Here is a 23,163-nt window from a genome sequence, read left to right as displayed (position 1 = left end):
CCCCGCGCCTCCCCGCGCCCCGCGCCACCTGCGCCGCCCGCGCCACCTGCGCCGCCCGCGTCCCTGCGCCGCTTGCGGTGCCGCGCTGTTGATGTGTGGGCGCCGGGCTCGCCGCTCGCTGGGTCGATGTCGGCCGGCGTGCGTCGTCCACCCAGGTTCGGTGAGCGCGTTGACTTGCGGCGTGTTGTTGCTTTGCGGCGCTTCATAACAACAACACGCCGCAAGTCGACGAGCCCCGCGTCGGCGGTGCGCCGTAGGGCGGGGTGGTGTGCGTCCGGCGGCTGGCTCGTTCGGGTGGCGCTCGTGTCCTTGCCACGCCGGGCGTTTGTGATACGTGTTCTATGTGGAGACGGCATGGGTGGTGGTCGGGAGATTTGCAACTAGAACCTGTTGCAGTTTTGTGTGGGCGCGCCTAGGGTCGGGGGTGTGCGGACACGAGTCACCGAACTATTCGGCATCGAGTACCCGATCTTCGCGTTCAGTCATTGCCGCGACGTGGTCGCGGCGGTGAGCCGCGCCGGCGGCATGGGCGTCCTCGGCGCCCTGCATTTCACCCCCGAGGAGCTTGAGCTGGAGCTCAAGTGGATCGACGAGCATGTCGGCGGCAAGCCCTACGGCGTGGACGTCGTCATGCCCGCCAAGTACGAGGGCGCCGACATGGGCGACGCCGAGGAGCTGCTCGGCAAGCTGCAGGGCATGATCCCGGCGCAGAACAAGGAGTTCCTGGAGAACCTGCTCGCCGAGCACGGGGTCGACCCGCCCAGCGAGCAGGCCGGCAAGGCGCTGCTCGGCTGGACGGACGTGACCGCGCGCCCGCAGGTCGAGGTGGCGCTCAAGCACCCGATCGCGCTGCTGGCCAACGCGCTCGGCCCGCCCCCGGCGGACGTCGTCGAGCAGGCGCACGAGCATGGTGTAAAGGTCGCGGGGCTCGCGTCCAACGCGCGGCACGCCCGCAAGCAGGTCGAGGTCGGCGTCGACATCATCGTCGCGCAGGGCACCGAGGCCGGCGGCCACACCGGTGACGTCTCAACGATGGTGCTGATCCCCGAGGTGGTCGACGCGGTGGGCGAGGACACCATCGTGCTGGCGGCCGGCGGCATCGGCCGGGGACGGCAGATGGCCGCGGGCATGGCGCTCGGGGCCGACGGCGCCTGGACCGGCTCGATCTGGCTGACGGTCGACGAGGCCGACACGCCGGAGCGCGCCCTGCCGAAGCTGCTCGGCGCCACGTCGCGGGACACCGTCCGGTCCCGGGCCTGGACGGGCAAGCCCGCCCGCTTCCTCAAGACCGCGTGGACGGAGGCGTGGGAGGGCGAGGACTCGCCCGGCTACCTGCCGATGCCCATGCAGTTCATGCTGATCGCGGACGCCCTGCCCCGCATCCAGCGGTCCGGCGACGGCGAGCTGGTCACGTTCCCGGTGGGGCAGATCGTCGGGTCGATGAACCAGGTGAAGCCCGCCGCGCAGGTCGTCTACGACCTGATCGAGGAGTATGTCGAGGCCATCGAGCGCCTCAACACCATCACCGAAGGCTGATCCGCCCCGCAGGCCCCGGCCGCCGCTGTTCCCCCGCAGCGGCGCCCGGGGCCGTCTTCGGTCAGGTTGCGACGCGGCTCACGTGACCGATGGTGATCACGTCGCCGCTGTGGCGGTACATCAGCCGATACGATCCGACCCGCAGCCTGTAGTCACCCTCTTTCCCCCAGGGGAAGGCCGCCGCCGGCATAGGGTTCTCGACCAGTTTGCGCACGGCAACGGCGATGGCGTGCATGCCTTGCTGGTCAAGCATGTACCGGCGCAACGTCTGCTGCGCGTCTTCTGTCCACTCGATCTTCACACGCCGCTGCCGAGGATCTCGGCCATGAACTCCTCGTGGGACACGGCGCCGGGGCGCCCGGCCGCTTCCCACTCGTCCATGGCGGCGGAGCGGGCGGCGGCTTCGGCCGCGTCCAGGGCTTCCGGAGTGGCCGCCTGCTCCAGCGCCTTCAGCCTTCTGTAGTCGTCCAGGGGCACGACCGCCGCCGCTTCACCACCCAGGTGAATGACCTCGTACTCGTCCGGCCCGGTGGTACGAGGGGCGGGCCCGATCGGTTCTGCGCTCATGCGTCGGAGCCTACAGGGCGGTGATGACGGATCACCGGCGCTGCGCGGACGAGGTCTGCTTCGTCAGGAAGGTTCTATTTGCCCTGGTAGACGGCCGGACGCTTCTCCTTGAAGGCGCGGGAGCCCTCCTTGGCGTCCTCAGAGCCGATGACGGGCCAGCCGATCTCGTCGGAGATCTTGAGGGCGTCCTCCTCGGACAGGTGCTGGGTCTCGCGGTAGGTGCGCAGGATCCCCTGGACGGCGAGCGGGCCGCACTCGGCGATCTGGCCGGCGAGTTCGCGGGCGGCGGCCAGCGCGGTGCCGGACGGGACGACCTTGTTGATCAGCCCCATCGCGAGGGCCTCCTGCGGGGTGACCGAGCGGGCCGTGAGGAGGATGTCCATCGCGTTGGCGTAGCCGATCTGGCGGGGGAGCCGGATCGCCGAGCCGCCCATGGGGAACAGCCCGCGCTTCGCCTCGTACAGGCCGAGGGTGGCGTCCTCCGCGACGACCCGCAGGTCGGTGCCGACGAGCAGCTCGGTGCCGCCCGCGACGGCGTAGCCCTCGATCGCGCAGATCAGGGGCTTGGTCGGCTGGCCCTCGCGCAGGAGCCCCTTCCAGTGGAAGTTGGGGATCTGGGCCATGCGCTCCTGGACGCGGGGGTCGGACGGCTGCCGGCCCATCGCCTTCAGGTCGGCACCGGCGCAGAACGTCCCCTCGGCTCCGGTGAGGATGGCGGCGCGCACCTCCGGGGTGTCGGAGATGTAGGCCCAGGCGTCGGCGAGGCCGACCAGCATGGAGGAGCTGAGCGCGTTGCGCGCCTCCGGACGGTTCATCGTGACGATGACGACGTGCCCGTCGCGCTCGACGATGCAGTGCTCGGTGCTGATCGGCAGCCGTTCCGTCATTGTTCCTCCAGCTCGAACTTACAAACGAGAACAGATTCTAGTTAAGCCGTCGCCCTACCGGTAGGGGTTGAACTCCAAAACGAGAACGTGATCTACTTTGGGCGCCGGGCGCCGCCTCGGGTGTCGGTGCCCACCGTGCTCACGTAGGGAGATCCGATGGGGTCAATGGGCTTTTGGCGGTTGGCGCAGGCCGATCCCGAGTGGATCGCCGCCGTCGACCCGGACGGGACGAAGTACTCCGCGGGCGACCTGCTCGCCCGCTCGAACCGGCTCGTCCACGGGTTGCGCGCGCTGGGCCTGAAGAAGGGCGACGGCGTCTGCGGCCTCGTCCCGAACGGCGTGGAGGGGCTCGTCCTCTACCTGGCGGCGCTCCAGGCGGGCTGGTACTACACGCCGATCAACTGGCATCTGACCGGCCCGGAGATCGGCTACATCGTCTCCGACAGCGACGCCAAGGCGTTCTTCGTCCACGAGCGGTACGCCGCGGAGGGCGCGCGGGCCGGCGAGGAGATCGAGGCGCACCGGCGGTTCGCCTTCGGCGACGTCGAGGGCTTCCGCCCGTACGCGGAACTGGTCGAGGGGCAGCCCGGCACCCTCCCGGACGACCGCAGCAACGGCGCCACGATGCACTACACGTCCGGCACGACGGGACGTCCGAAGGGCGTGAAGCGGGCGCTGGCCGACATCGACCCTGACGACAGCGCCGAGCTGATGACGTTCCTGCTCGGCATGTTCGGCATCACCCCGGGACGCCCGGCGGGGGGCGAGCAGCAGGCCCATCTGATCACCTCGCCGAACTACCACACGGCCGTCACCCAGTTCGGCGGCTCGGCCCTGCAGATGGGGCACACGCTCGTCTACATGGACCGCTGGGACGCCGAAGACACTCTGAGGATGATCCAAGAACACGGCGTGAGCAACACCCACATGGTGCCGACGCACTTCAAGCGGCTGCTGGCGCTGCCCGAGGACGTCCGGTCCCGGTACGACGTGTCGAGCATGAAGCACGCGATCCACGCGGCGGCGCCCTGCCCGGTGCCGCTCAAGCACCAGATGCTCGACTGGTGGGGCGACTGCATCTGGGAGTACTACGCGGCGACCGAGGGCGGCGGGACGATCGCGAGCCCGGCCGACTGGCGCGCCCATCCCGGCACGGTCGGGAACGCGTGGCCGATCAGCGAGCTGCTCATCGTGGACGACGACGGGAACCCCGTCCCGACCGGCGCGCACGGCACGATCTACATGAAGATGGCCGGCGTCGAGTTCGAGTACAAGGGCGACAAGGAGAAGACGGAGAAGAACCGCCTCAAGGACTACTTCACCGTCGGCGACATCGGCTACCTGACCGAGGACGGTTTCCTGTTCCTGTCCGACCGCAAGGCCGACATGATCATCTCGGGCGGCGCGAACATCTACCCGGCCGAGATCGAGAACGAGATCGTCGTGCACCCGAAGGTCGGGGACGTGGCCGTGTTCGGCATCCCGGACGAGGAGTGGGGCGAGCAGATCAAGGCCGTCATCGAGCCCGCCGAGGGCGTCGAGCCCGGCCAGGCCCTGGCGGACGAGATCCTCGCCTCCCTGGAGGGGCGGCTCGCGAAGATGAAGTGGCCGAGGTCCGTCGACTTCATCGAGACGATGCCGCGCGAGCCCAACGGCAAGCTCCTCAAGCGCAAACTGCGCGACCCCTACTGGAAGGACCGCGACAGTGCCATCTGAGCCCAATCACGTCGTCGAGTTCCCCGGCGGCTACACGCGGTCGGTCGGCCCGGTGATCGGGCGCTTCCTCAGCGAGCTGCGCGACGGCCGGATGGTCGGCGTCCGCACGGCGGGCGGCAGGGTGCTCGTGCCGCCGCAGGAGTGCGACCCGGAGACCGGCGAGGACGTCACCGGCGAGTTCGTCGAGGTCGGCCCGGCGGGCACCGTCACGACCTGGTCGTGGGTGCCGCGCCCGGCCAAGGAGCATCCGTTCGGCCGTCCGTTCGCGTGGGCGCTGATCCGCCCGGACGGCGCCGACACCGCGCTGCTGCACGCGCTCGACCTGGGCGTCTTCGAGGAGGGCGCGGCACCGCCGAAGTTCCTGAAGACCGGGATGCGGGTGCGGCCGAAGTACCGCGCGGAGCGGACCGGGACGATCGGCGACATCGAGTGCTTCCTGCCCGAGGTCACCATGATCAACCCGCAGGCGGCGCTGGAGTACCGGCTGAAGGGCGGGCAGGCGCTCGGCCGGTTCCTGGAGGGGGTCGCCGAGGGCCGGCTCATCGGGCACCGCTGCCCGGTGTGCGAGAAGGTCATCGTGCCGATGAAGGGCTTCTGCCCGCGCGACGGCGTGCCGACGTCGGAGGAGGTGGAGCTGCCGGACATCGGCACCGTGACCACCTTCGCGGTCAACAACATCCCCGACCCGCGCGCGCCCGAGGTGCCGTTCGTGTCCGGGTACGTCCTGCTGGACGGCGCCGGCCTGACGATGCTGACGCTCGTCGCGGGCATCCCGGCCGACCAGGTGCGGATGGGCATGCGGGTGAAGGCGGCGTGGCGGCCCCGCGAGGAGTGGACCCACTCGATGTCCAACATCAAGTGGTTCGAGCCGATCGACGAGCCCGACGTCCCCTTCGAAGAGATCAAGGACTTCATGTAATGCGTGATGTCGCAGTCGTCGCGTTCGCACAGAGTCAGCACAGCGGCGAGGACCAGGGGATCGCGGAGACCGAGATGGTCCTGCCGGTGATCACCGAGATCAAGGAGCGGACCGGGCTGTCCCGCTTCGGCTTCACCTGCTCGGGCTCGTGCGACTACCTGCAGGGCGCGCCGTTCGCCTTCGTCTCCGCGCTCGACACGCTCGGCGCGTGGCCGCCGATCGCCGAGAGCCACGTCGAGATGGACGGCGCGTGGGCGCTGTACGAGGCGTGGGTGAAGCTCCAGATCGGCGAGATCGACACCGCGCTGGTGTACGGGTTCGGCAAGTCGTCCCAGGGCGACCTCCGCGCGATCATGACCCAGCAGCTCGACCCGTACCACCTGGCGCCGCTCGGCGTCGACCAGGTGTCGATGGCCGCCCTCCAGGCCCGCGCGTACATGGACAAGTCGGGCGTGAAGGAGGACGACCTGCGCGCCGTCGCGGCGCGGTCCAGGGCGTCCGGCCGCGACAACCCGTTCGCGCTGCATCTCCCGGACCCCGAGGGCGACGACTACGACGTGGCGCCGCTGCGCCCCTACGACGTCGCGCCCGTCACCGACGGCGCGGCGGCGATCGTCCTGGCGGCCGGCGACAAGGCGCGCGAGCTGTGCGAGCGGCCCGCGTGGATCACCGGCATCGACCACCGCACCGAGCCGCACGCGCTCGGCGTCCGCGACCTGACCGGCTCGGCGGCCACCCGCATCGCGGGGGAGAAGTCCGGCGCGACCGGGATCGACGTCGCGGAACTGCACGCCCAGTTCAGCCACGAGGAGCTGATCCTGCGCGAGGCGCTCGGCCTGGGCGACGGCGTGACGATCAACCCGTCCGGCGGGGCCCTGTCCGCGAACCCGGTGATGGCGGCGGGCCTCATCCGCATAGGCGAGGCCGCGTCCCGCATCCACGACGGGACGGCGTCCCGGACGCTCGGGCACGCCGCGTCCGGCCCCTGCCTCCAGCAGAACCTCGTCTGCGTGCTGTCGGGAGAGAACAATGGCTAAATCCTGCGCGGTCATCGGCGTCGGGCAGACCCAGTACAAGACCAAGAGGCTGGACGTGTCGATGGCGGGCCTGCTCCGCGAGGCGGCCCGCCGCGCCCTCGACGACGCCGGGCTGACCTGGAAGGACATCGACGCCGTCGTCGTCGGCAAGGCGCCCGACCTGTTCGAGGGCGTCGTGATGCCGGAGATCTTCCTGGCGGATGCGCTCGGCGCGACCGGCAAGCCGATGCTGCGGGTCCACACGGCCGGCTCGGTCGGCGGGTCCACGGCGATCGTCGCGGCGAACCTGATCCAGTCCGGGGTGCACGACCGGGTCCTCACGCTCGCGTGGGAGAAGCAGTCGGAGTCGAACGCGACGTGGGCGCTGACGGTGAACGGGCCGTTCACCACGTCCCTCGTCGTCGGGGCGGGCGGCTACTTCGCCCCGCACATCCGCGCCTACATGGCGCGGGCCGGCGCACCCGACCACATCGGGACGCTCGTCGCGGTCAAGGACCGGCAGAACGCGCTGAAGAACCCGTACGCGCACCTGAAGATCCCGGGCATCTCCCGCGAGATGGTCGAGTCGACGCCGATGCTGTGGGAGCCGATCCGCTACCTGGAGACGTGCCCGTCGTCGGACGGCGCCTGCGCGATGGTGCTGGCCTCGGAGGACGCGGCGAAGAAGGCCCCGGCCCCGCCCGCGTGGGTGCACGGCACGTCGATGCGGTCGGAGCCGATGTCGTTCGCGGGACGCGATAGCGTCAGCCCGCAGGGCGGCAAGGACGCGGCGGCGGACGTCTACCGGCAGGCCGGCATCACCGACCCGCGCAGCGAGCTCGACTGCGCCGAGGTGTACGTCCCGTTCTCCTGGTACGAGCCGATGTGGCTGGAGAACCTCGGGTTCTGCGGCGACAACGAGGGCTGGAAGCTCACCGAGGCCGGCGCGACGGCGCTGGACGGCGACATCCCGTGGAACGCCTCCGGCGGCGTGCTGTCGTCCAACCCGATCGGCGCGTCCGGGATGATCCGGTTCGCGGAGGCGGCGCTGCAGGTGCGCGGCCAGGCGGGCGACCACCAGGTGGACGGCGCGCGCCGCGCGCTCGGCCACGCCTACGGCGGCGGCGCCCAGTTCTTCGCCATGTGGATAGTCGGCAGCGACAAACCCTGATTCTCTTGACCGAAGGCGCGACTACCCCCTCCGGAGGACATCCGATGGAGTACAACCATGCCGACCTGTTCGAAGGGGTCGCGGACGCGATCGGGGACCGTGTCGCCCTGATCTGCGGCGACCAGCGGCTCACCTACGCCGAACTGGACGAGCAGGCGAACCGCCTCGCGCACCACCTGGCCGGCGCGGGCGTCGGGCCCGGCCAGCATGTCGCCGTCCAGCTCTACAACGGCGTCGAGTACGCGGCGGCGCTGCTCGCCGTGTTGAAGATCCGGGCCGTGCCGATCAACGTCAACTACCGGTACGTGGAGGCCGAGCTCCGCTACGTGTACCGGGACTCCGACAGCGTCGCGCTGCTGTACGACGTCGAGTTCGAGGACCGGGTCGCGGCGACCGTCCCGGAGGTGCCCGCGCTCAGGCACCTCATCGCGGTCGGCGGCAGCCCGTCCATCCCGGGGGCGGTCGCCTACGAGGAGGCGCTGAAGGACGCGGACGCGACCCGGGGCTTCCCGCCGCGCTCCAAGGACGACCTCTACATCATCTACACGGGCGGGACGACCGGGATGCCGAAGGGCGTCATGTGGTCGACCGAGCAGATCCTGCTCGCGTTCTGGAACCCGACGGTGCCGCGTCCGTCCAGGCCCGAGGACATCGTCGAGAACGCCCGCAACGGCGGCCCGCTGATCATGATGCCGGTGGCGCCGCTGATGCACGGCGCCGCGCAGGTGGCCACGTGGATCGCCTGGTTCATCGGCTCGACCCTCGTCTACACCCGCAAGTTCGACGCGGCCGACGTGTGGGCGACGATCGAGCGGGAGAAGGTCAACTCGCTGACGATCACCGGGGACGCGATGGCGATCCCGATGGCGGAGGAGCTGGCGCGCGGCGACTACGACACGTCCTCGCTGCTGGCCTACGTCTCCACGGGCGCGATCTTCACCGGGACCGTCCGGGACCGCATCCAGAAGCTGCTCCCCAACACGATGATCATGGATCGCTTCGGCTCCACCGAGTCGGGCTCGACGGCCGAGGCGGTCGCCGGCTCGACCCCGGAGAAGGGCCTGCGGTTCGCGCCGGACGTGGAGAACGTCACCGTCCTGGACGACGCGCTCCAGCCGGTCAAGCCGGGCTCCGGCGTGATCGGCCAGGTCGCCCGCACCGGCCACATCGCGCAGGGCTACTACAACGACCCGGAGAAGACCGCGAAGACCTTCCCCGTCGTGGACGGGAAGCGGTGGCTGCTCACCGGCGACATCGCCACCGTGGAGGAGGACGGGTCGATCGCCGTCTACGGCCGCGGCTCCCAAGCGATCAACACCGGCGGCGAGAAGGTGTTCCCGGAGGAGGTCGAGGCCGTCCTCAAGGGCCACCCGTCCGTCTACGACGCGGTCGTGACGGGCATTCCGGACGAGCGCTGGGGCAACCGCGTGGCCGCCGTGATCCAGCCGTCGGGAGCCGAGCCGTCGTCGGAGGATCTGGACGCGCACTGCCGCAAGGAACTGTCGGGCTACAAGGTGCCCCGCGTCTACGCCTTCGTCGCCGAGATGAAGCGCTCCCCGGCGGGCAAGGCCGACTACCGCTGGGCGAAGCAGATCGCCGAAGAGGCGCAGTAGACGAGCGCAGTAGACAGGGGCGGCCCCGAACCTTCGTGGGATTCGGGGCCAGGAGCGGACCCCTGTTAGCGGTCCTAACAAAACCCATGATAGGGCCCGTTCTGGACCGTTCCGATCGCCGGGCCGTGTCGGCTGCGCCACACGGCCCTCCCGGCTGGTCCCGGCTCGTCCGCGCCCGATAGAATCTCCCTCACGGAGTCGCTCTTGAAATGAGCATCTCTATGTGAGAGAAAAAGAGGGAGAGGTGGGGTGTGTCGACCCCGGAGCGCGAGCGGATGGCGGGCGAGCTGCAGATGGCGATGCAGCGCAGCACCATGTTCACGGTGCTGCTGCACCATGCCACCGCGAGCAAGGCGGGCATGAACGTCACCGACGCGCAGTGCGTGAACGCCCTGACGCTGGACGGCCCGCAGACGCCGGGGCAGCTCGCGCAGCTCATGGGCATCACGACCGGCGGCGCCGTCACCGCCGTGATCGACCGCCTGGAGCGCGCCGGCTACGTCCGCCGCACCCGCGACCCCGACGACCGCCGCCGCGTGATCGTCGAGCTGGTCGAGGAGAACGTCGCCCAGTTCGGCCGCTACTTCGAGCCGATCGCCCGCGCCTTCGGCGACCACCTGGCCACCTACACCGACGACCAGGTCGCCGTCCTCCTCGACTGGATCCGCCACAACAACGAAGTGATGCCCGCCGTCATAGAGGAGATCCGCAAGCTCCCCTAGGCGCCGGAGCCGGTTACGTCAGGCGGCCTCGGAGGAGGTCCAGGAGGGTTGATTGGACGTCGGCCAGGGGGCGCGCGGGTTGGAGGGCGCGCCAGTCCAGGGCGACGGTCAGGACCATGCCGAAGACGGCGGACGCGGCCGTGTCCGTGTCCAGGTCGGGGCGCAGGTCGCCGGCGGCCACCGCTTCGCGGAGGATCTCGGCGACCACTTCTATGGCGCGTGAGCGGATCAGGCGGGCCGCGTGCTGCCAGTCGCCGCCCGCGCGCCAGGTTTCGGCGATCAGGATCCGGGCGAACGACTCGTGTTCGCCGATGAAGGCGAGTTCGGCGGCGACCACGGCTTCCAGGGCGTCCAGGGGAGCCCTGCCGGACGCCGCGTCCCGCAGGGCGGTGGCCAGCCGGTCTACGCCGTACTCCAGGAGTGCGGAGAAGAGGGCGGCCTTGCTGCCGAAGTTGTAGTAGACGGTGCCCTTGGCCACGCCCGCCCGTTCGGCGATCTGGTCGACGGTGGTCGCGGCGAGACCGCTCTCGGCGATCAGTTCGATCGCGGAGGCGAACAGCTTCTCCCGGGTCGCGCCGCGCGCCACGTTCGCGCCTCCTAGAGCTTCAGGGCCGGGTGCAGCCGCTTCATCGTCCAGACTCGGTTGTGCCGGACGGCGGAGGCGGTGAGGCCGAGGCCGCCGGCGAGGAAGACGATCAGCACCGCACAACCCTGCCACACGGACGTCATGGGCCCGCCGCTGATCAGGTGGCGGACGGCGTCCACCACCCATGGCATCGGCAGGTACGGGCGGATCGCCTGGAAGAACCCGGGGCTCGTCTCGATCGGGTAGGTGCCGGCGGCCGAGGTGAGCTGGAGCATGAGGAGCGCCAGCGCGATGATCCGGCCGATCGGGCCGAAGCGGGCGTTCACCCACTGGATCACCGCCAGGAACGCGGCGGACGCGAGGGCGAGGAACGCGATCAGGGCGGGCCAGTGTTCGGCGCGGAGGCCGAGGGTGAAGTGCAGGACGGCCAGGACGACGCCTGCTTGTGCCACGCCGATCGCCGCGGCGGGCAGCCAGCCGGCGAGGGCCACGCGGCGTCCGGGGGCGGTTCCGGCGAGGGCGCGCGGGTTCAGCGGGCGCAGCAGCATGTAGATGATCATGCCGCCGACCCAGAGGGAGAGCGGGATGAAGAACGGTGCGAAGCCCGTGCCGTAGTTCGGCACCTTGTTGTCCGTCGTGCTGGCGAGGCGCACCGGGTCGCTCATCATGTCGTCGCGGGCGGAGCGCTGGTCGTCGTTGTAGTTCGGGATCTGGGCGACGCCGTCGTCCAGGCCGTTCGCGAGTTGTTCGTTGCCGTTCGAGATCTGCGCCAGGGCCGTTTCCAGCGTCACTGCGCCGGTGGAGAGTCGGCCCAGTCCGTTGCGGAGTTGCCCCGCGCCGCCCGAGAGCGTGCCGAGGCCGTTGGTGAGTTGGGACGATCCAGCGAGTAGTTGCCCGGCGCCGGCGTTGATCCGGTGCGTTCCGGCGTTGAGTCGGTCCACGTTCTGGCGGGCCTTCTCCACCTTGGCGGCCAAGACCGGGGCGTCCTTGGCGATTTCTCGGGCGGTCTGCTCGACCGTGTGGGCGTCGGCCGCGACCTTGCGCAGGTCGCCGTCGTGGTCGCGGACGTATCCGTCCACCTGCTTGGCCACCACGACGACCTGCGTGGCCGCCCGGGCGAGGTCGTTCCGGACGTCCGGGGGTATTTCGGGGTGCGCGGCGAGGTAGGTCTTCAGCTCGGCCTGCGCGTTCTCCGCCCGTTCCACCGCCGCACCGGTCTGTGCGGGCAGACGGTCGGCGCCGTCGGCGAGTGCGTCCGCGCCCTGCGCGACGGCCAAGGCCGCCTGCCGGATCTCGGGTGCGTTCTCCTTGAGGAGCGGAACGAGGGTGTTGCTCGCCCGGTCGACGGTGGTGGTGAGCTGCTGCATGCCGGCGGCGACCTGGCCGGTTCCGGTGCGCAGGTCGTCCAGGCCGGACGTCAGCTTGCCGCTGCCTGAGCGGGCATCGTCGATGCCGCCCTTGAGCTTGCCCGCCCCCGTCTTCGCCTCGCCCGCGCCTTCGGCGAGCTTGCCCGCACCGTTCTGCGCCTGGCCGGAGCCCTCGGCGAGCTTGTCCGCTCCTTGCGCCGCCTTGCCCAGCTCATCGTGCAGCTTGCCGAACGACAGGAAGATCTGGTCGAAGTAGCCGTGCACCGCCTCGCTGCCCGCGGCGGCGCTGATCTCCTTGAACGCGGCCTGGGCGAGCGTCCCGACGACGTAGTTGTTGGCGTCGTTCATCTGGAGCCGCAGTCCGGCAGGTGTGGGCGTCCCGTTTCCGGACGGCGACGCTATGCGCCAACTGAAGTCGGACGGGATCGTCAGCGACATGTAGTACTTCCCAGACCGCACGCCCTTGTCCGCCTCCGCGGCCGAGACGGTCTGCCAGTCGAAGACCTTGCGCTTCTTCAACTCGTCCGCGAGGTCGGCCCCGGCGTGGACGGTCTTGCCGTTCGCCTTCGCGGGCTCGTCCTTGACGACCAGCGCGACCGGAACATGGTGAAGGCGGGCGTAGGGGTCCCAGAAGGACCATAGGTAGAGCCCTGCGTAGAGCAGTGGCAGTAAGACGAGGCCGGCGATCGCGACGCGGGTCAGCCGGTTGCGCTGGAAGCGGCGCAGCTCCAGGCCGCCCGTCGTCAACGCGGGAAGTCTCATCGGGGGGAACTCCTAAAGCGAAAGGGCGTGCGTGGCCACGCCCTCGGCGGGGGCGGCGTCGTGGCAGGCGGCGATCACGGTGACGCCGGTGGCCGCGATGTCGGCGAGGCGCCGCCACAGGGCGCGCTGCCGGTCGGCGGGCAGGCCCTCGTCGACGTCGTCGAGCAGGAGCAGGCCCGGGTCGCCGACGAGTGCCAGGGCGGCGCCGAGCAGTTGGGCCTCGTCCGGCGCGAGTTCCTCGGCGGGCGTCCGGGGATCGACGTCCAGGCCGGCTCGTTCGAGAGCCTCGCGGCGCCGTGCCTCGCGGCCGCGGAACCGTCCGAGGACGCCTTCGTGCAGGGCAAGCGCCTCGGTCACGTGCTCGCGGACGGTCAGCGCCGGGTCCGGCTCCGTCACGCCCGGCACGATGCCGAGCGCCGCGACCCGCTGGAGGGCCCTGAGCCCGGTGAACCCGCCGACCGCGACCGTGCCCTCGGTGGCCTTCATGCGTCCGGCGAGGGTGAGGAGGAGCGCGGTCCGTCCCGTCCCGGCGATGCCGCTGACGGCGACCAGCGCGCCGGCCGGGACGTCGAGGCCGACGTCCCGGAACACCCACCCGCGCGCGCCCCGCACGCCGAGGCCCAGCGCCCGCACGGACGACCCGCGTGCGGGGGAGGAGCCCTCGGCCCCGGGGCGGCCCCCGCCGGCCCCGGAGCCGATCGGGCGGGGTCCGGGAACGGTCGCGGCGGTCCCCCCGGCCGCGGCGGCCGTTCCCGGAGTCTGGTGCTCGGGCGTCATCGCGACCCTCCGGAGAAATTGCACTGACCGGTCAGTACAAATCTAACCCTGCCCAGAACTTCGCAGACCCGCCCAAGCGGTGACATCTGACACGTGACCGCTACGCCGCTGGTCACACAGGGTCAGTGCCGTGATTTGGGTCACAGCGGCCCGATCCGCAGGGCGCCCTATTGGACGCCGAGTCCGATCTGCCAGACTTCGGGTATGACCGACTCGTCCCGCGCGACCCGCCGGCTGGCCGCCCTCATGGCCGGCATGGGCACCCTCCACATGATCGCCCCCAAGCCGTTCGACGCGCTCATCCCCGAGCGGCTCCCCGGCCGCCCGCGGACCTGGACCTACCTCAGCGGCGTCGCCGAACTGGCCTGCGGCGCCGCCATCGCCCACCCGCGCACCCGCAAGGCGGGCGCGCTCGCGACGGCCGGCCTCATGGCCGCGGTGTTCCCCGCCAACATCAAGATGGCCTACGACTGGCGCCACCGCCCGCTGCCGCTGCGCGCCGCCGCCTACGGCCGCCTCCCGTTCCAGGCGCCGCTCATCGGCTGGGCCCTGCACGTCGCCCGGAAGTCCGGCTGATCCGGTACGCGCCATCCCGCGCGGAATGAGATCATGCCTCGGCGGAACGTGACGACGAGGGGCCGGTGAAGCGTGGAACCACTCCGCCCGGAGGATCCCGCCGCGATCGGCGGCTACCCGCTGGTCGCCCGCATCGGCGCGGGCGGGATGGGCCAGGTGTACCTCGGGCTCACCGGGACCGGCCGGCATGTCGCGCTCAAGGTGATCCGCGAGGACTTCGAGGGGCCGCAGGCGCTCGCCCGGTTCCGCCGCGAGGTCGCGACCGTCGAGCGGGTGCGCAGCCGGTTCGCCGCCGCGATGGTCGGCGCCGGGCTGGACGCCCCGCCCTACTGGCTGGCCACCGAGTACGTCCCCGGGCCGACGCTCCGGCAGGCCGTCGCCGAGCGCGGCCCGCTGCCCCCGGACACGTGCGTGCGGCTGCTCGGCGCCCTCGCGCAGGGGCTGCTGGAGATCCACGGCCACGGAATCCAGCACCGCGACCTCAAGCCGGGCAACGTGATCCTGGCGCCGGACGGGCCGCGGCTGATCGACTTCGGCATCGCGCGCGGCGAGGACCAGACGCAGATCACCCAGACCGGCGCCTGGAACGGCACCCCCGGCTACGTCGCGCCCGAGGTCGTCCGGGAGCAGGAGCCGCTGCCCGCGTCGGACGTGTTCTCGCTCGCCGGGACGATCGCCTACGCCGCCACCGGCCGCCCCCCGTTCGGCGGCGGCCGCATCGAGGCGATCATCCACCGCACCCTCAGCGGCGACATCGACCTGGACGGCGCCGGCCCGCGCGTCGCCGACCTCGTCCGGCTCTGCGCCGCCAAGGACCCCGGCGCGCGGGTCACGCTGGAGCGGCTGGTCCCGCTGGCCGCGGACCCGACGCCGCTCGCCGCCGACCCCGCCTACCTGCGGGTCGTGGGTTCGCCGCCCCCGGTGCCGGCCAGCCTCCACGACGCCGCCGCGTCCGGCCTCGTCCCGCCGGAGCGCACGAGGACCGTGCCTGGCGGAGGCGCGCTCGGACGGTCGCGCGCCGCCGTCTTCGCGGCGGCCGCCGGGGTGGTCGTCGTCGTGCTGGCGGGCGCCTTCGGCGCGCGCTCTCTCTTCAACGGCGACGACGACCCGAACGGCTCGGCCGGTTCGCCCAGCGGAAACAACTCCCAAGGCGGTCAGGGCGCGAACGGCGGTCCCACCACGTCCTCCAGCGGCTCACCGGCCGGACGGACGCCCGGTCCCGGCGGCCGTCCCCCCGACGTCATCTTCGTGAAGCAGCCCACCAACGACTTCCAGACGACGCGGTTCTCCCAGGAGAACTTCACCTGCCTGCCGGCCGTCCGTCCCGAGGACGACGCCCTCGCCAACGACCTGCAGAGGAGTGCGCCGCGCCAGCCGGTCACCGGGAAGAGCGTCGAACTCAGCATGCGCTTCAAGTACGCGCAGCCGTCCGGCTACTACGTCGCCGCGCAGATCCGCCCGCCCTCGGAACAACAGGGCAACGGTGTGACCGGCGTGGTTCAGAGCAAGCCGCAGCTCGTCCCGAAGAACAACGAGGACGTGGGCCTCAAGTACCCGGCCGACTTCCAGTGGAAGGGCGCCGGCAACGGCACGTACCCGCTGATGAAGGGAGTCTGGACCGTCGTGTGGATGCATGTGCACCCGAACGGCGACGCCTTCTTCATGGCCTGCGACGGCTTCACCGTCGCCTGATCACGGACGGCGGGTCACCGGACGGCGATGAGGGCGGAGCCGTGGCCGAACAGGCCCTGGTTCACGGCGATGCCGGCCCGCGCGCCGTCGACCTGGCGGCTCTCGGCCTGGCCTCGCAGCTGCCAGGTCAGCTCGCACACCTGCGCGATCGCCTGCGCCGGGATGGCCTCGCCGAAGGACGCGAGCCCGCCGCTCGGGTTGACGGGGATGCGCCCGCCCAGTGCGGTGGCGCCGGACCGGAGCAGTTCCTCGGCGCCGCCCGCCTCGCACAGCCCGATGTCCTCGTACCAGTCCAGCTCCAGGGCCGTGGACAGGTCGTAGACCTCGGCGAGCGACAGGTCCTCCGGGCCGATGCCCGCCTCCTCGTAGGCGGCGTCCGCCAGCGCGGACCGGAACGGGCGCTCCGGCGCCGGGACGGTCATCGCCGAGTCGGTGGCGAAGTCCGGCAGGTCCAGGACGGTCTTCGGGAACGTCGGCGTCACCGTCGACAGCGCCGGGATGCGGACCGGGTCGGCGATCCCGTGCCGCCGCGCGAACTCCATGGACGTCAGGACGAGCGCGGCGCCGCCGTCGCTGGTGGCGCAGATGTCGAGGAGCCGCAGCGGGTCGGCGACCACGGCGGACTCGCGTACGTCCTCGGCGGTCACCTCCTTGCGGTACCGGGCGTTCGGGTTCGCCAGGCCGTGCCGGGCGTTCTTGACCTTCACGGCGGCGAAGTCGTCCAGCGTCGCGCCGTACATCGCCATCCGCCGGCGCGCGTACAGGGCGAAGTAGATGGGGTTGGTGGCGCCCAGGAGGCGGAAGCGCAGCCAGTCGGGGTCGTCCGGACGGTCGCCGCCGACGGGCTTGAAGAAGCCCTTGGGGGCCGCGTCGGCGCCCACGACCAGCGCCACGTCGCACAGCCCCGCGAGGATCTGCGCGCGCGCCGTGTTGATGGCCTGCGCCCCGGACGCGCACGCCGCGTAGGAGCTCGACACCCGCGCACCCGACCAGCCGAGCGCCTGCGCGAACGTCGCGCCGGCGATGAACCCGGGGTAGCCGTTGCGGATGGTGTCCGCGCCCGCGACGTACTGGACGTCCGTCCACGCGAGGCCCGCGTCGGCGAGGGCGGTGCGCGCCGCCGCCAGCCCGTACTCGACGAAGTTGCGCCCCCACTTGCCCCACGGGTGCATCCCCGCACCGAGAACCGCGATATCGCGAGTCATTGGACCGGCCTCCACATCCAGACGGTGTACTCGGCTTCGTCGTCCTCGTAGAGGGTGCCTTCGGTGAGCTCGACCTCCATGCCGACGGCGAGGTCGTCGACGGTGTGGCCTGGGGCGACCTGGCCCAGGACGACCATGCGCTCGGCTTCGAGCTCGACGGCGGCGACGGTGTACGGGACGAACGGGTCGGGGGAGACGTACGGGGGCGGCGGCTTGTAGCGGGCGTCGGCGTACGACCAGATGCGCCCGCGTGCCGACAGCGCGTACGGCTCCAGTTCCGAGCCGTCCTTCGGGCCGGTGCATCCGGGGTTGCGGCAGGCCAGCTCGTTGCGCGGGAAGTACGGCGTTCCGCAGGACGTGCAGCGGGTACCCAGCAGGCGGACGTCGCCGTCCTCGGTGGTGAACCAGCCCTCGATCGCCGGGCGGCGCTCCTTGGTCGTGGTCACGCGGTCCTCCTCGTCTCGTACCGGCGCAGCGTACCAACCAAACGATCGTTAGAAAGAATGCCCCGCCCGGTGAGCGGGACGCTGCGGCCGGTCCCGCGGACCGGGCGGGCCCGACCTAACTGACTCGTCAGTCACTTCGGTACAGTGAACCGAGTCGGATTCTGCTTAGCTGCCCGCAGGGTGCGAATGAGCTGCCCACAGGGTGCGAACAGGTAGGGAGAGCGCGGATGCGGACAGGACTGCAGGGAAGGACCGCCCTGGTCACCGGGGCCTCCCGGGGGATCGGGAAGGCGATCGCGACCGCGTTCGCCGCCGAGGGCGCCAACGTCGTCCTCTCCTCCCGCAAGCAGGAGGCGCTGGACGAGGTCGCCAAGGAGATCAGCGCGGCCCACCCGGGCGCGGGCGTCCTCGCCAAGGCCGCGCACGTGGGCCACGCCGACGAGGCCGCGGCGGCCGTGGACGCGGCCGTCGCCGAGTTCGGCGCCCTCGACATCCTCGTCAACAACGCCGGGACGAACCCCTACTTCGGCCCGATGGCCGACATCGAGCCCGCGGCCGCGGCGAAGACCGTCGAGGTCAACCAGTTCGCGATCGTCCAGTGGACGCAGCTCGCACTCCGGGCCTCGCTCGCCGAGCGGGGCGGCGCGGTCATCAACATCGCCTCCGTCGGCGGCATGATCACCGAGCACGGCATCGGCTACTACAACGCCACCAAGGCCGCGGTGATCCACCTCAGCCGGCAGTTCGCGATGGAGCTGGCGCCCAAGGTCCGGGTCAACTGCATCGCCCCCGGCCTGGTCAAGACGCACCTCGCCCGCGCATTGTGGGAGCCGAACGAAGCGGAGATCAGCAAGCACATGCCGCTCGGCCGGCTCGGCGAACCCGAGGACATCGCGAACGCGGCCGTGTTCCTCGCGGGCGACGCCTCGTCCTGGATGACCGGGCAGACGCTCGTCGTCGACGGCGGCGCCACCATCCGGTCTTCCGTCTCCTAAGGAGAAGCGCATGTCACGCTGGGGACTCACCATTCCGCTGACCGGGCTCCCGCTGTCCGAGCACCGCGAGATCGTGTCCGAGCTGTCCGCGCTCGGCTACACCGACGCGTGGTCCGCCGAGACGAACGGCACCGACGCGTTCACCCCGCTGGCGCTCGCCTCGCAGTGGGACCCCGGGCTCCGCCTCGGCCCGGCGATCGTCCCGGTCTACACGCGCGGGCCCGCGCTGCTCGCGCAGCAGGCCGCGACCCTCGCCGACCTCGCGCCCGGACGGTTCGTGCTCGGCATCGGCACCTCGTCCGACACGATCGTGCAGCGCTGGAACGGCATCCCGTTCGAGGAGCCCTACAAGCGCACCCGCGACACGCTGCGCTTCCTCCGCAAGGCGCTCGCGGGGGAGAAGGTGAAGGAGGAGTACGACACCTTCGCCGTGCAGGGCTTCAAGCTCGACAACGCGCCCGCGGCGCCGCCGCCGGTCGTCCTCGCGGCGCTGCGCCCCGGCATGCTGCGGCTGGCCGCGCGGGAGGCCGACGGCGCGATCACCAACTGGCTGGCGCCGAAGGACGTCCGGACCGTGCGCGGCGAGCTGGGCGACGACCCGGAGCTGATCGCGCGGCTGTTCGTCTGCCCGACCGAGAACGCCGAGGAGGCCCGCGCGATCGGCCGCTGGATGATCGCCGCCTACATGACGGTCCCCGTCTACCGGGCGTTCCACGAGTGGCTCGGACGCGGCGAGGCGCTGCGCCCGATGAACGAGGCGTGGGCGGCCGGCGATCGCAAGAAGGCCCTGGAGGTCATCCCCGACGAGGTCGTCGACGACCTGATCGTGCACGGCTCCCCGGCCGCGTGCCGGGCCCGCGTCCGCGAGTACGTCGGCAGCGGGCTGACCACGCCCGTCCTGGCCGTCGTCCCGGGCGGGGGCCTGTCCCCGGTGGACGCGGTGCGGGCCCTGGCGCCGAGCGCGGACTGAACGCGGACTGAGACCGGCCGATCACGCAAAGATGGTTCCGGCCACGTTTACGGTCAGGGGGATCGGGGAGGGTGCACCAGATCCGATCCGAGAACGAACAGAGACGTGAGGAGCTGATCGTGCTCACGCTGACCAGCGGTGCCGTCCAGGTCATTCGTACCGTGACCGCCAATCCGGAGCTTCCGCCGGAGACCGGCATCCGCATCGAGTCCGGGCTCGACGGCTCGGACGCCCTGCGGCTCTCCGTGGCCCCCGCCCCCGAGGCCGGCGACCAGGTCGTCGAAGAGGAGGGCGCCAAGGTGTACCTGGAGCCCACGGTCGCCGAGCTGCTGGAGGACAAGACCCTCGACGCCCAGGTCGACCCGCAGGGCGACGTGGCCTTCACCATCGCGGAGGGGGCAGAAGGAACCCCTACCTGACGTACGGAGGACGAGACCGGGGCGGCCCAGGCGGGCGGGCCCCGGTCTCGTGCTCGCTCAGCGCATCGCCATCACGACCGCGACCACGGCGAACACGAACGCCGCCGTGGTGAGGATCATGAATGCGGCGACCACCGCGCAGGCCAGGCCGCGCGGCTGGTCGCGCCAGGTTCCGTAGCGATCGCGCACCTGCCGGTCCAGTTCTTCCCGGGACGGCCGTCCCGCGTCCGGGGGGTCGGGCGAGGGCGGGGTCGTCACGACCGCCAGTTTGGCAGATTCCTCACTCCGGAAAGGACGGATGCGGGCCCAGCGCCCAGTACTCGTAGAGGCCGTATCCGGTGCAGGCCGCGGTGGGCTGCGCGCCGCCGAGGTACTCGTAGCGTCCGACCGCGTCGACCATCCCCCACATGAGGGCGGCGTCCTCCGGTTTGCGGGTGTCGTGGGTGACGCCCTCCACCTTGAGGTCGGGCCCCTGGTACATGCCGTGCTTCCAGCCGGGTTCGAGCCCGTACCCGGTGCCGACCATCAGGTGGACGGGCAGGATGGGCGTCCCCCTGACCTCGAACGGTTCCCCGCCGGGCGGCGCGAACCGGATCGTGGCCGTGACCACGTCGCGGGTGCCCTCCGCGTACTCCGGGACGTATTCGGGACGGCCCAAATACTCGGCCTCACGGTCGGGCCATACGCGGGTGGCCTCTTCCAGGACGCGGCGTCCCTTCTCGTCCTCTTGCACGATGCAGAGGATCGAGTGGTCCTCGAACTGCATCGGCGCGTAGAGCCAGTAGAAGGTGCCCGCGTTCTTCACCTGGATGCCGGGCGGCTCCGGCTCACCCACAGGACGGATGCCCCAGGAGCGGTCTCGCGACCCCCACCAGTGGTCGGGGGTGACGTCGATGGTCTCGCCGTCCACGGTGATGGTGCCCGTCCAGCGGCCCGTCTGCGCGAGGCGCCGCGAGTCGAAGACGACGCGTTCCTGCCAGCGGAGGTAGTGCGGGGGCTCCAGCGTGGCGGGGATCGCCCCCTCCCAGGCGAGGTCGAACGAAAGGCCGTGCTCGTTCTCGTCCAGGACGACCCGCAGCCGCTTCAGCCCTTCGACGACCTCCACGCGGAACGGGCCGACCGTGGTGTCCATGCGGTCGTCCCCCAGCTCGCGGGACGCCCGGACGACCTTGTGCACCGGCCCGCGCCGGACGACCGCGAACGCGTCCATCACCCCGAGGTTCGGGTACTGCCCGATCCCGATGATCATCATCAGCTCGTCCGAGCAGGGGTGGACGTTGAAGTAGTACCGGTCGTAGAAGTTGCGGTCGGACGTGGTGACGTGCCGCATCACCTCCGGCGCCTGGTGGATCGGGTAGTCGTCCAGCGGCGAGAGTGTCACCGGTCCCCTTCCAGGATGCGCGCGAGCAGCTGCGTGCAGTTGTTGTCGTACGGAAAGTCGGCGGCCTCGTCGATCCAGCCGAAGTCGATCATCGCCTGCCCGATCCGGGCCATGACCACCGAGAACTTGAAGCCGGACAGGATCTCGTAGTACGCCATGTGGCGCATCGGGCGGCCGAGCAGCTCCTCGTAGCGGGCGACGGTCTCCGCGTGGGGCGGGAAGCCGTCCAGGCGGGCCGATCCGACGCCCTCGGAGTGGTGGCGGTCGAGGAACAGGAACCAGGCGAGGTCCTCCTCGGGCGCGCCGAGGGTGGCGGTCTCCCAGTCCAGGACGGCCGCCGGCACGCCCGACTGGAAGATCACGTTGCCGATGCGGGCGTCGCCCCACAGCGCGACGGGGTCGTCCGGCTCGTCGGGGCGGTTCGCCTTCAGCCACTCCAGGGCCTTCAGCGCCGTCTCCTGCGGGCCCTTGTAGGCCCAGGGCAGATAGTCCTCGTAGTAGTTGAGCCGCTGGTCGAGGCCGGGCGCGCCCCACTTCGGCTGGTCGAGGAAGCCGAGGCCCAGTTCCTGGACGTCCAGCCGGTGCAGGCTCGCGAGGACCTCCAGGGTGGACCACCACATCGCGGCCCGCTCGTCCGGCGCGACCTCGGTGACCCAGCCGCCCGAGTGGTAGGGCGGCATGTCGGTCGGGACGCGGCCGTCGATGCGCCCCATCACGAAGAACGCGGCGCCGAGGACGTCCGGGGACGGCTCGTACCAGCGGATCGGCGGGACGGGGATGGCGGTGCGCTCGTCCAGGACGCGCATCAGCCGGTACTGCTCCTCGAAGCGCGGCTCGGGGAAGATCTGGTAGTTCGCGGGGGCGACCCGGGCGACGAACCGTTCCTTCCGCGGGGTGCCGCCCGCCGTCCATTCGGCGTCGAACATGAGGGTCTCGTTGGAGAATCCGCTGGTCTGCGGGGTCTCCACGAGCGGGATGCGGACGCCGGGCAGATGGCCGTCCAGCCAGCCGGTCAGCGCACGCGTGGTGAGCTCGGGGTCGCGTTGGTCGGGAACGGGCATCGGCCGCCTCCTCGCGAGGATTTCACGCAGATTTCACGCCCGAATTAGAACGTGTTCTATCAACGGCCATGGGGCCGGTCAATGGGCCGGGGCGCCCGGCGTGAAAAAATCGCCGGATGCGCCTCACCAAGCTCGGGCACGCCTGCGTGCAGATCGGCAAGGACGACCGCTCGCTCGTCATCGACCCCGGCTCGTTCAGCGAGGCGTCCGGCGCGCTCGCCACCGCCGACGCCGTCCTGATCACCCACGAGCACTTCGACCACTTCGACGCCGACGCGCTGCGCGCCGCGATGGCCCAGCGCCCCGCCCTGGAGGTGTGGACGTCCCGCGTCGTCGCCGAGAACCTCGCCGACCTCGGCGGACGCGTCCACCAGGTCGGCCACGGCGACGCCGTCACGATCGCCGGCTTCGACGTCCACGTCTACGGCGAGGACCACGAGCTCATGCACCCCGATCTGCCGCCCATCCCGAACACCGGGTTCCTCATCGACGGCGAGGTCTTCCACCCGGGGGACGCGCTGACCGTCCCGTCCGAGCCCGTCCCGACGCTGTGCCTGCCGGGCAACGCGCCCTGGATGCGGGCGATCGACCTGTTCAACTACGCGCGCGAAATCCGTCCCGAACGCGCCTTCGCCATCCACGACGGCCTGCTCAACGACGTCGGCCTCATGGTGATGGAACGCCACCTGGCGAGCGCCGGCGAGGAGCAGGGCAAGGAGTTCCGCCGCTTGGCCCCCGGAACCTCGGTGGATCTGGCCACCAAGTGAAAAAAACCCCCC

The 23,163-nt window shown here is 71.1% G+C and carries 24 protein-coding genes; 13 read left to right on the top strand and 11 right to left on the bottom strand.

The window, feature by feature from the left end:
• Positions 1-426 precede the first annotated feature (426 nt).
• On the top strand, positions 427-1,536 hold the full coding sequence (locus E1293_RS25665; RefSeq protein ID WP_132200034.1) for an NAD(P)H-dependent flavin oxidoreductase: 1,110 nt from the start codon (positions 427-429) through the stop codon (positions 1,534-1,536).
• Positions 1,537-1,597: 61 nt separating this feature from the next.
• Here the strand turns inward: E1293_RS25665 and E1293_RS25660 are convergent, their stop codons facing one another.
• The 3 genes from E1293_RS25660 to E1293_RS25650 form a co-directional block, all read right to left on the bottom strand.
• On the bottom strand, positions 1,598-1,837 hold the full coding sequence (locus tag E1293_RS25660; protein ID WP_207939093.1) for a type II toxin-antitoxin system RelE family toxin: 240 nt from the start codon (positions 1,835-1,837) through the stop codon (positions 1,598-1,600).
• Positions 1,834-2,103 (bottom strand): hypothetical protein, encoded by a 270-nt coding sequence (locus E1293_RS25655; RefSeq protein WP_132200032.1) that lies wholly within the window; start codon positions 2,101-2,103, stop codon positions 1,834-1,836. The genes E1293_RS25660 and E1293_RS25655 overlap by 4 nt, the downstream gene beginning before the upstream one ends.
• 74 nt (positions 2,104-2,177) lie before the next feature.
• Positions 2,178-2,990, bottom strand: a complete 813-nt coding sequence (locus tag E1293_RS25650) for a crotonase/enoyl-CoA hydratase family protein (protein WP_132200030.1) — start codon at positions 2,988-2,990, stop codon at positions 2,178-2,180.
• Between the two features lie 156 nt (positions 2,991-3,146).
• Between E1293_RS25650 and E1293_RS25645 the strand changes: the two genes are divergently transcribed.
• From E1293_RS25645 to E1293_RS25620, 6 genes are all read left to right on the top strand, one after another.
• Positions 3,147-4,706, top strand: coding sequence for an acyl-CoA synthetase (locus tag E1293_RS25645; RefSeq protein WP_132200028.1), 1,560 nt, complete (start codon positions 3,147-3,149; stop codon positions 4,704-4,706).
• Entirely contained in the window at positions 4,696-5,625 is a 930-nt protein-coding gene (locus tag E1293_RS25640; protein WP_132200026.1) for a Zn-ribbon domain-containing OB-fold protein, read from the top strand. Before E1293_RS25645 ends, E1293_RS25640 begins: the two co-directional genes overlap by 11 nt.
• Positions 5,625-6,662, top strand: a complete 1,038-nt coding sequence (locus E1293_RS25635; protein ID WP_132200025.1) for a thiolase domain-containing protein — start codon at positions 5,625-5,627, stop codon at positions 6,660-6,662. Before E1293_RS25640 ends, E1293_RS25635 begins: the two co-directional genes overlap by 1 nt.
• A complete protein-coding gene (locus tag E1293_RS25630; RefSeq protein WP_132200024.1) occupies positions 6,655-7,812 on the top strand; it encodes a thiolase domain-containing protein in 1,158 nt (385 codons plus the stop codon). The genes E1293_RS25635 and E1293_RS25630 overlap by 8 nt, the downstream gene beginning before the upstream one ends.
• A gap of 44 nt (positions 7,813-7,856) precedes the next feature.
• Positions 7,857-9,425 carry an acyl-CoA synthetase gene (locus E1293_RS25625; protein WP_132200023.1) on the top strand — a complete coding sequence of 523 codons (1,569 nt, stop codon included), beginning with the start codon at positions 7,857-7,859 and terminating at the stop codon, positions 9,423-9,425.
• Positions 9,426-9,676: 251 nt separating this feature from the next.
• On the top strand, positions 9,677-10,147 hold the full coding sequence (locus E1293_RS25620; protein WP_132200022.1) for a MarR family winged helix-turn-helix transcriptional regulator: 471 nt from the start codon (positions 9,677-9,679) through the stop codon (positions 10,145-10,147).
• Positions 10,148-10,160: 13 nt separating this feature from the next.
• On the opposite strand, the gene E1293_RS25615 is transcribed toward E1293_RS25620, so the two are convergent.
• The 3 genes from E1293_RS25615 to E1293_RS25605 are packed head-to-tail and all read right to left on the bottom strand — an operon-like array spanning position 10,161 to position 13,639.
• Positions 10,161-10,733, bottom strand: coding sequence for a TetR/AcrR family transcriptional regulator (locus tag E1293_RS25615; RefSeq protein ID WP_132200021.1), 573 nt, complete (start codon positions 10,731-10,733; stop codon positions 10,161-10,163).
• Positions 10,734-10,744: 11 nt separating this feature from the next.
• On the bottom strand, positions 10,745-12,862 hold the full coding sequence (locus E1293_RS25610; protein WP_132200020.1) for a YhgE/Pip domain-containing protein: 2,118 nt from the start codon (positions 12,860-12,862) through the stop codon (positions 10,745-10,747).
• 12 nt (positions 12,863-12,874) lie between these two features.
• Entirely contained in the window at positions 12,875-13,639 is a 765-nt protein-coding gene (locus E1293_RS25605) for an ATP-binding cassette domain-containing protein (protein WP_243716536.1), read from the bottom strand.
• A 204-nt stretch (positions 13,640-13,843) separates the two neighbouring features.
• Between E1293_RS25605 and E1293_RS25600 the strand changes: the two genes are divergently transcribed.
• Both E1293_RS25600 and E1293_RS48725 read left to right on the top strand, forming a co-directional pair.
• Positions 13,844-14,215, top strand: a complete 372-nt coding sequence (locus E1293_RS25600) for a DoxX family protein (RefSeq protein ID WP_132200019.1) — start codon at positions 13,844-13,846, stop codon at positions 14,213-14,215.
• A gap of 72 nt (positions 14,216-14,287) precedes the next feature.
• Positions 14,288-15,907 carry a serine/threonine-protein kinase gene (locus tag E1293_RS48725; RefSeq protein ID WP_207939092.1) on the top strand — a complete coding sequence of 540 codons (1,620 nt, stop codon included), beginning with the start codon at positions 14,288-14,290 and terminating at the stop codon, positions 15,905-15,907.
• A gap of 14 nt (positions 15,908-15,921) precedes the next feature.
• Here the strand turns inward: E1293_RS48725 and E1293_RS25590 are convergent, their stop codons facing one another.
• Both E1293_RS25590 and E1293_RS25585 read right to left on the bottom strand, forming a co-directional pair.
• A complete protein-coding gene (locus E1293_RS25590; protein ID WP_132200018.1) occupies positions 15,922-17,112 on the bottom strand; it encodes a lipid-transfer protein in 1,191 nt (396 codons plus the stop codon).
• Complete coding sequence (locus E1293_RS25585) at positions 17,109-17,558, bottom strand: Zn-ribbon domain-containing OB-fold protein (RefSeq protein WP_207939091.1); 450 nt, start codon at positions 17,556-17,558, stop codon at positions 17,109-17,111. The genes E1293_RS25590 and E1293_RS25585 overlap by 4 nt, the downstream gene beginning before the upstream one ends.
• Positions 17,559-17,785: 227 nt before the next feature.
• On the opposite strand from E1293_RS25585, the gene E1293_RS25580 reads away from it, so the two are divergent.
• From E1293_RS25580 to E1293_RS25570, 3 genes are all read left to right on the top strand, one after another.
• Complete coding sequence (locus E1293_RS25580; RefSeq protein WP_132200017.1) at positions 17,786-18,553, top strand: SDR family oxidoreductase; 768 nt, start codon at positions 17,786-17,788, stop codon at positions 18,551-18,553.
• A gap of 10 nt (positions 18,554-18,563) precedes the next feature.
• The gene (locus E1293_RS25575; protein WP_132200016.1) at positions 18,564-19,523 is read left to right on the top strand and encodes an LLM class F420-dependent oxidoreductase; all 960 of its coding nucleotides are present in this window, start codon (positions 18,564-18,566) and stop codon (positions 19,521-19,523) included.
• A 119-nt stretch (positions 19,524-19,642) separates the two neighbouring features.
• Positions 19,643-19,942: a Fe-S cluster assembly protein HesB gene (locus E1293_RS25570; RefSeq protein ID WP_132200014.1), complete on the top strand. Its 300-nt coding sequence runs from the start codon at positions 19,643-19,645 to the stop codon at positions 19,940-19,942.
• Between the two features lie 57 nt (positions 19,943-19,999).
• On the opposite strand, the gene E1293_RS25565 is transcribed toward E1293_RS25570, so the two are convergent.
• From E1293_RS25565 to E1293_RS25555, 3 genes are read right to left on the bottom strand one after another with little or no spacing between them, the layout of a single operon-like run.
• Entirely contained in the window at positions 20,000-20,200 is a 201-nt protein-coding gene (locus tag E1293_RS25565) for a hypothetical protein (protein ID WP_132200012.1), read from the bottom strand.
• Positions 20,201-20,222: 22 nt separating this feature from the next.
• Positions 20,223-21,323: an Rv3169 family protein gene (locus E1293_RS25560; RefSeq protein WP_132200010.1), complete on the bottom strand. Its 1,101-nt coding sequence runs from the start codon at positions 21,321-21,323 to the stop codon at positions 20,223-20,225.
• The gene (locus tag E1293_RS25555) at positions 21,320-22,384 is read right to left on the bottom strand and encodes a phosphotransferase family protein (RefSeq protein WP_132200009.1); all 1,065 of its coding nucleotides are present in this window, start codon (positions 22,382-22,384) and stop codon (positions 21,320-21,322) included. Before E1293_RS25555 ends, E1293_RS25560 begins: the two co-directional genes overlap by 4 nt.
• Before the next feature lie 116 nt (positions 22,385-22,500).
• Here E1293_RS25555 and E1293_RS25550 point away from each other — a divergent pair, with 116 nt between their 5' ends.
• Positions 22,501-23,151, top strand: a complete 651-nt coding sequence (locus E1293_RS25550) for an MBL fold metallo-hydrolase (RefSeq protein ID WP_132200008.1) — start codon at positions 22,501-22,503, stop codon at positions 23,149-23,151.
• Positions 23,152-23,163 lie beyond the last annotated feature (12 nt).

This window comes from Actinomadura darangshiensis (genome assembly GCF_004349235.1).
Classification (GTDB): Bacteria; Actinomycetota; Actinomycetes; order Streptosporangiales; family Streptosporangiaceae; genus Spirillospora; species Spirillospora darangshiensis.
This window is presented reverse-complemented; position numbering and strand designations above follow the sequence as displayed.

Coding starts and splice junctions, on each gene's coding strand:
- E1293_RS25645 (WP_132200028.1), top strand. CDS start 3,147: ATGGGGTCAATGGGCTTTTGGCGGTTGGCGCAGGCCGATCCCGAGTGG.
- E1293_RS25630 (WP_132200024.1), top strand. CDS start 6,655: ATGGCTAAATCCTGCGCGGTCATCGGCGTCGGGCAGACCCAGTACAAG.
- E1293_RS25575 (WP_132200016.1), top strand. CDS start 18,564: ATGTCACGCTGGGGACTCACCATTCCGCTGACCGGGCTCCCGCTGTCC.
- E1293_RS25590 (WP_132200018.1), bottom strand. CDS start 17,112: ATGACTCGCGATATCGCGGTTCTCGGTGCGGGGATGCACCCGTGGGGC.
- E1293_RS25555 (WP_132200009.1), bottom strand. CDS start 22,384: ATGCCCGTTCCCGACCAACGCGACCCCGAGCTCACCACGCGTGCGCTG.
- E1293_RS25580 (WP_132200017.1), top strand. CDS start 17,786: ATGCGGACAGGACTGCAGGGAAGGACCGCCCTGGTCACCGGGGCCTCC.
- E1293_RS25610 (WP_132200020.1), bottom strand. CDS start 12,862: ATGAGACTTCCCGCGTTGACGACGGGCGGCCTGGAGCTGCGCCGCTTC.
- E1293_RS25625 (WP_132200023.1), top strand. CDS start 7,857: ATGGAGTACAACCATGCCGACCTGTTCGAAGGGGTCGCGGACGCGATC.
- E1293_RS25600 (WP_132200019.1), top strand. CDS start 13,844: ATGACCGACTCGTCCCGCGCGACCCGCCGGCTGGCCGCCCTCATGGCC.
- E1293_RS25655 (WP_132200032.1), bottom strand. CDS start 2,103: ATGAGCGCAGAACCGATCGGGCCCGCCCCTCGTACCACCGGGCCGGAC.
- E1293_RS25605 (WP_243716536.1), bottom strand. CDS start 13,639: ATGACGCCCGAGCACCAGACTCCGGGAACGGCCGCCGCGGCCGGGGGG.
- E1293_RS25650 (WP_132200030.1), bottom strand. CDS start 2,990: ATGACGGAACGGCTGCCGATCAGCACCGAGCACTGCATCGTCGAGCGC.
- E1293_RS25635 (WP_132200025.1), top strand. CDS start 5,625: ATGCGTGATGTCGCAGTCGTCGCGTTCGCACAGAGTCAGCACAGCGGC.
- E1293_RS25550 (WP_132200008.1), top strand. CDS start 22,501: ATGCGCCTCACCAAGCTCGGGCACGCCTGCGTGCAGATCGGCAAGGAC.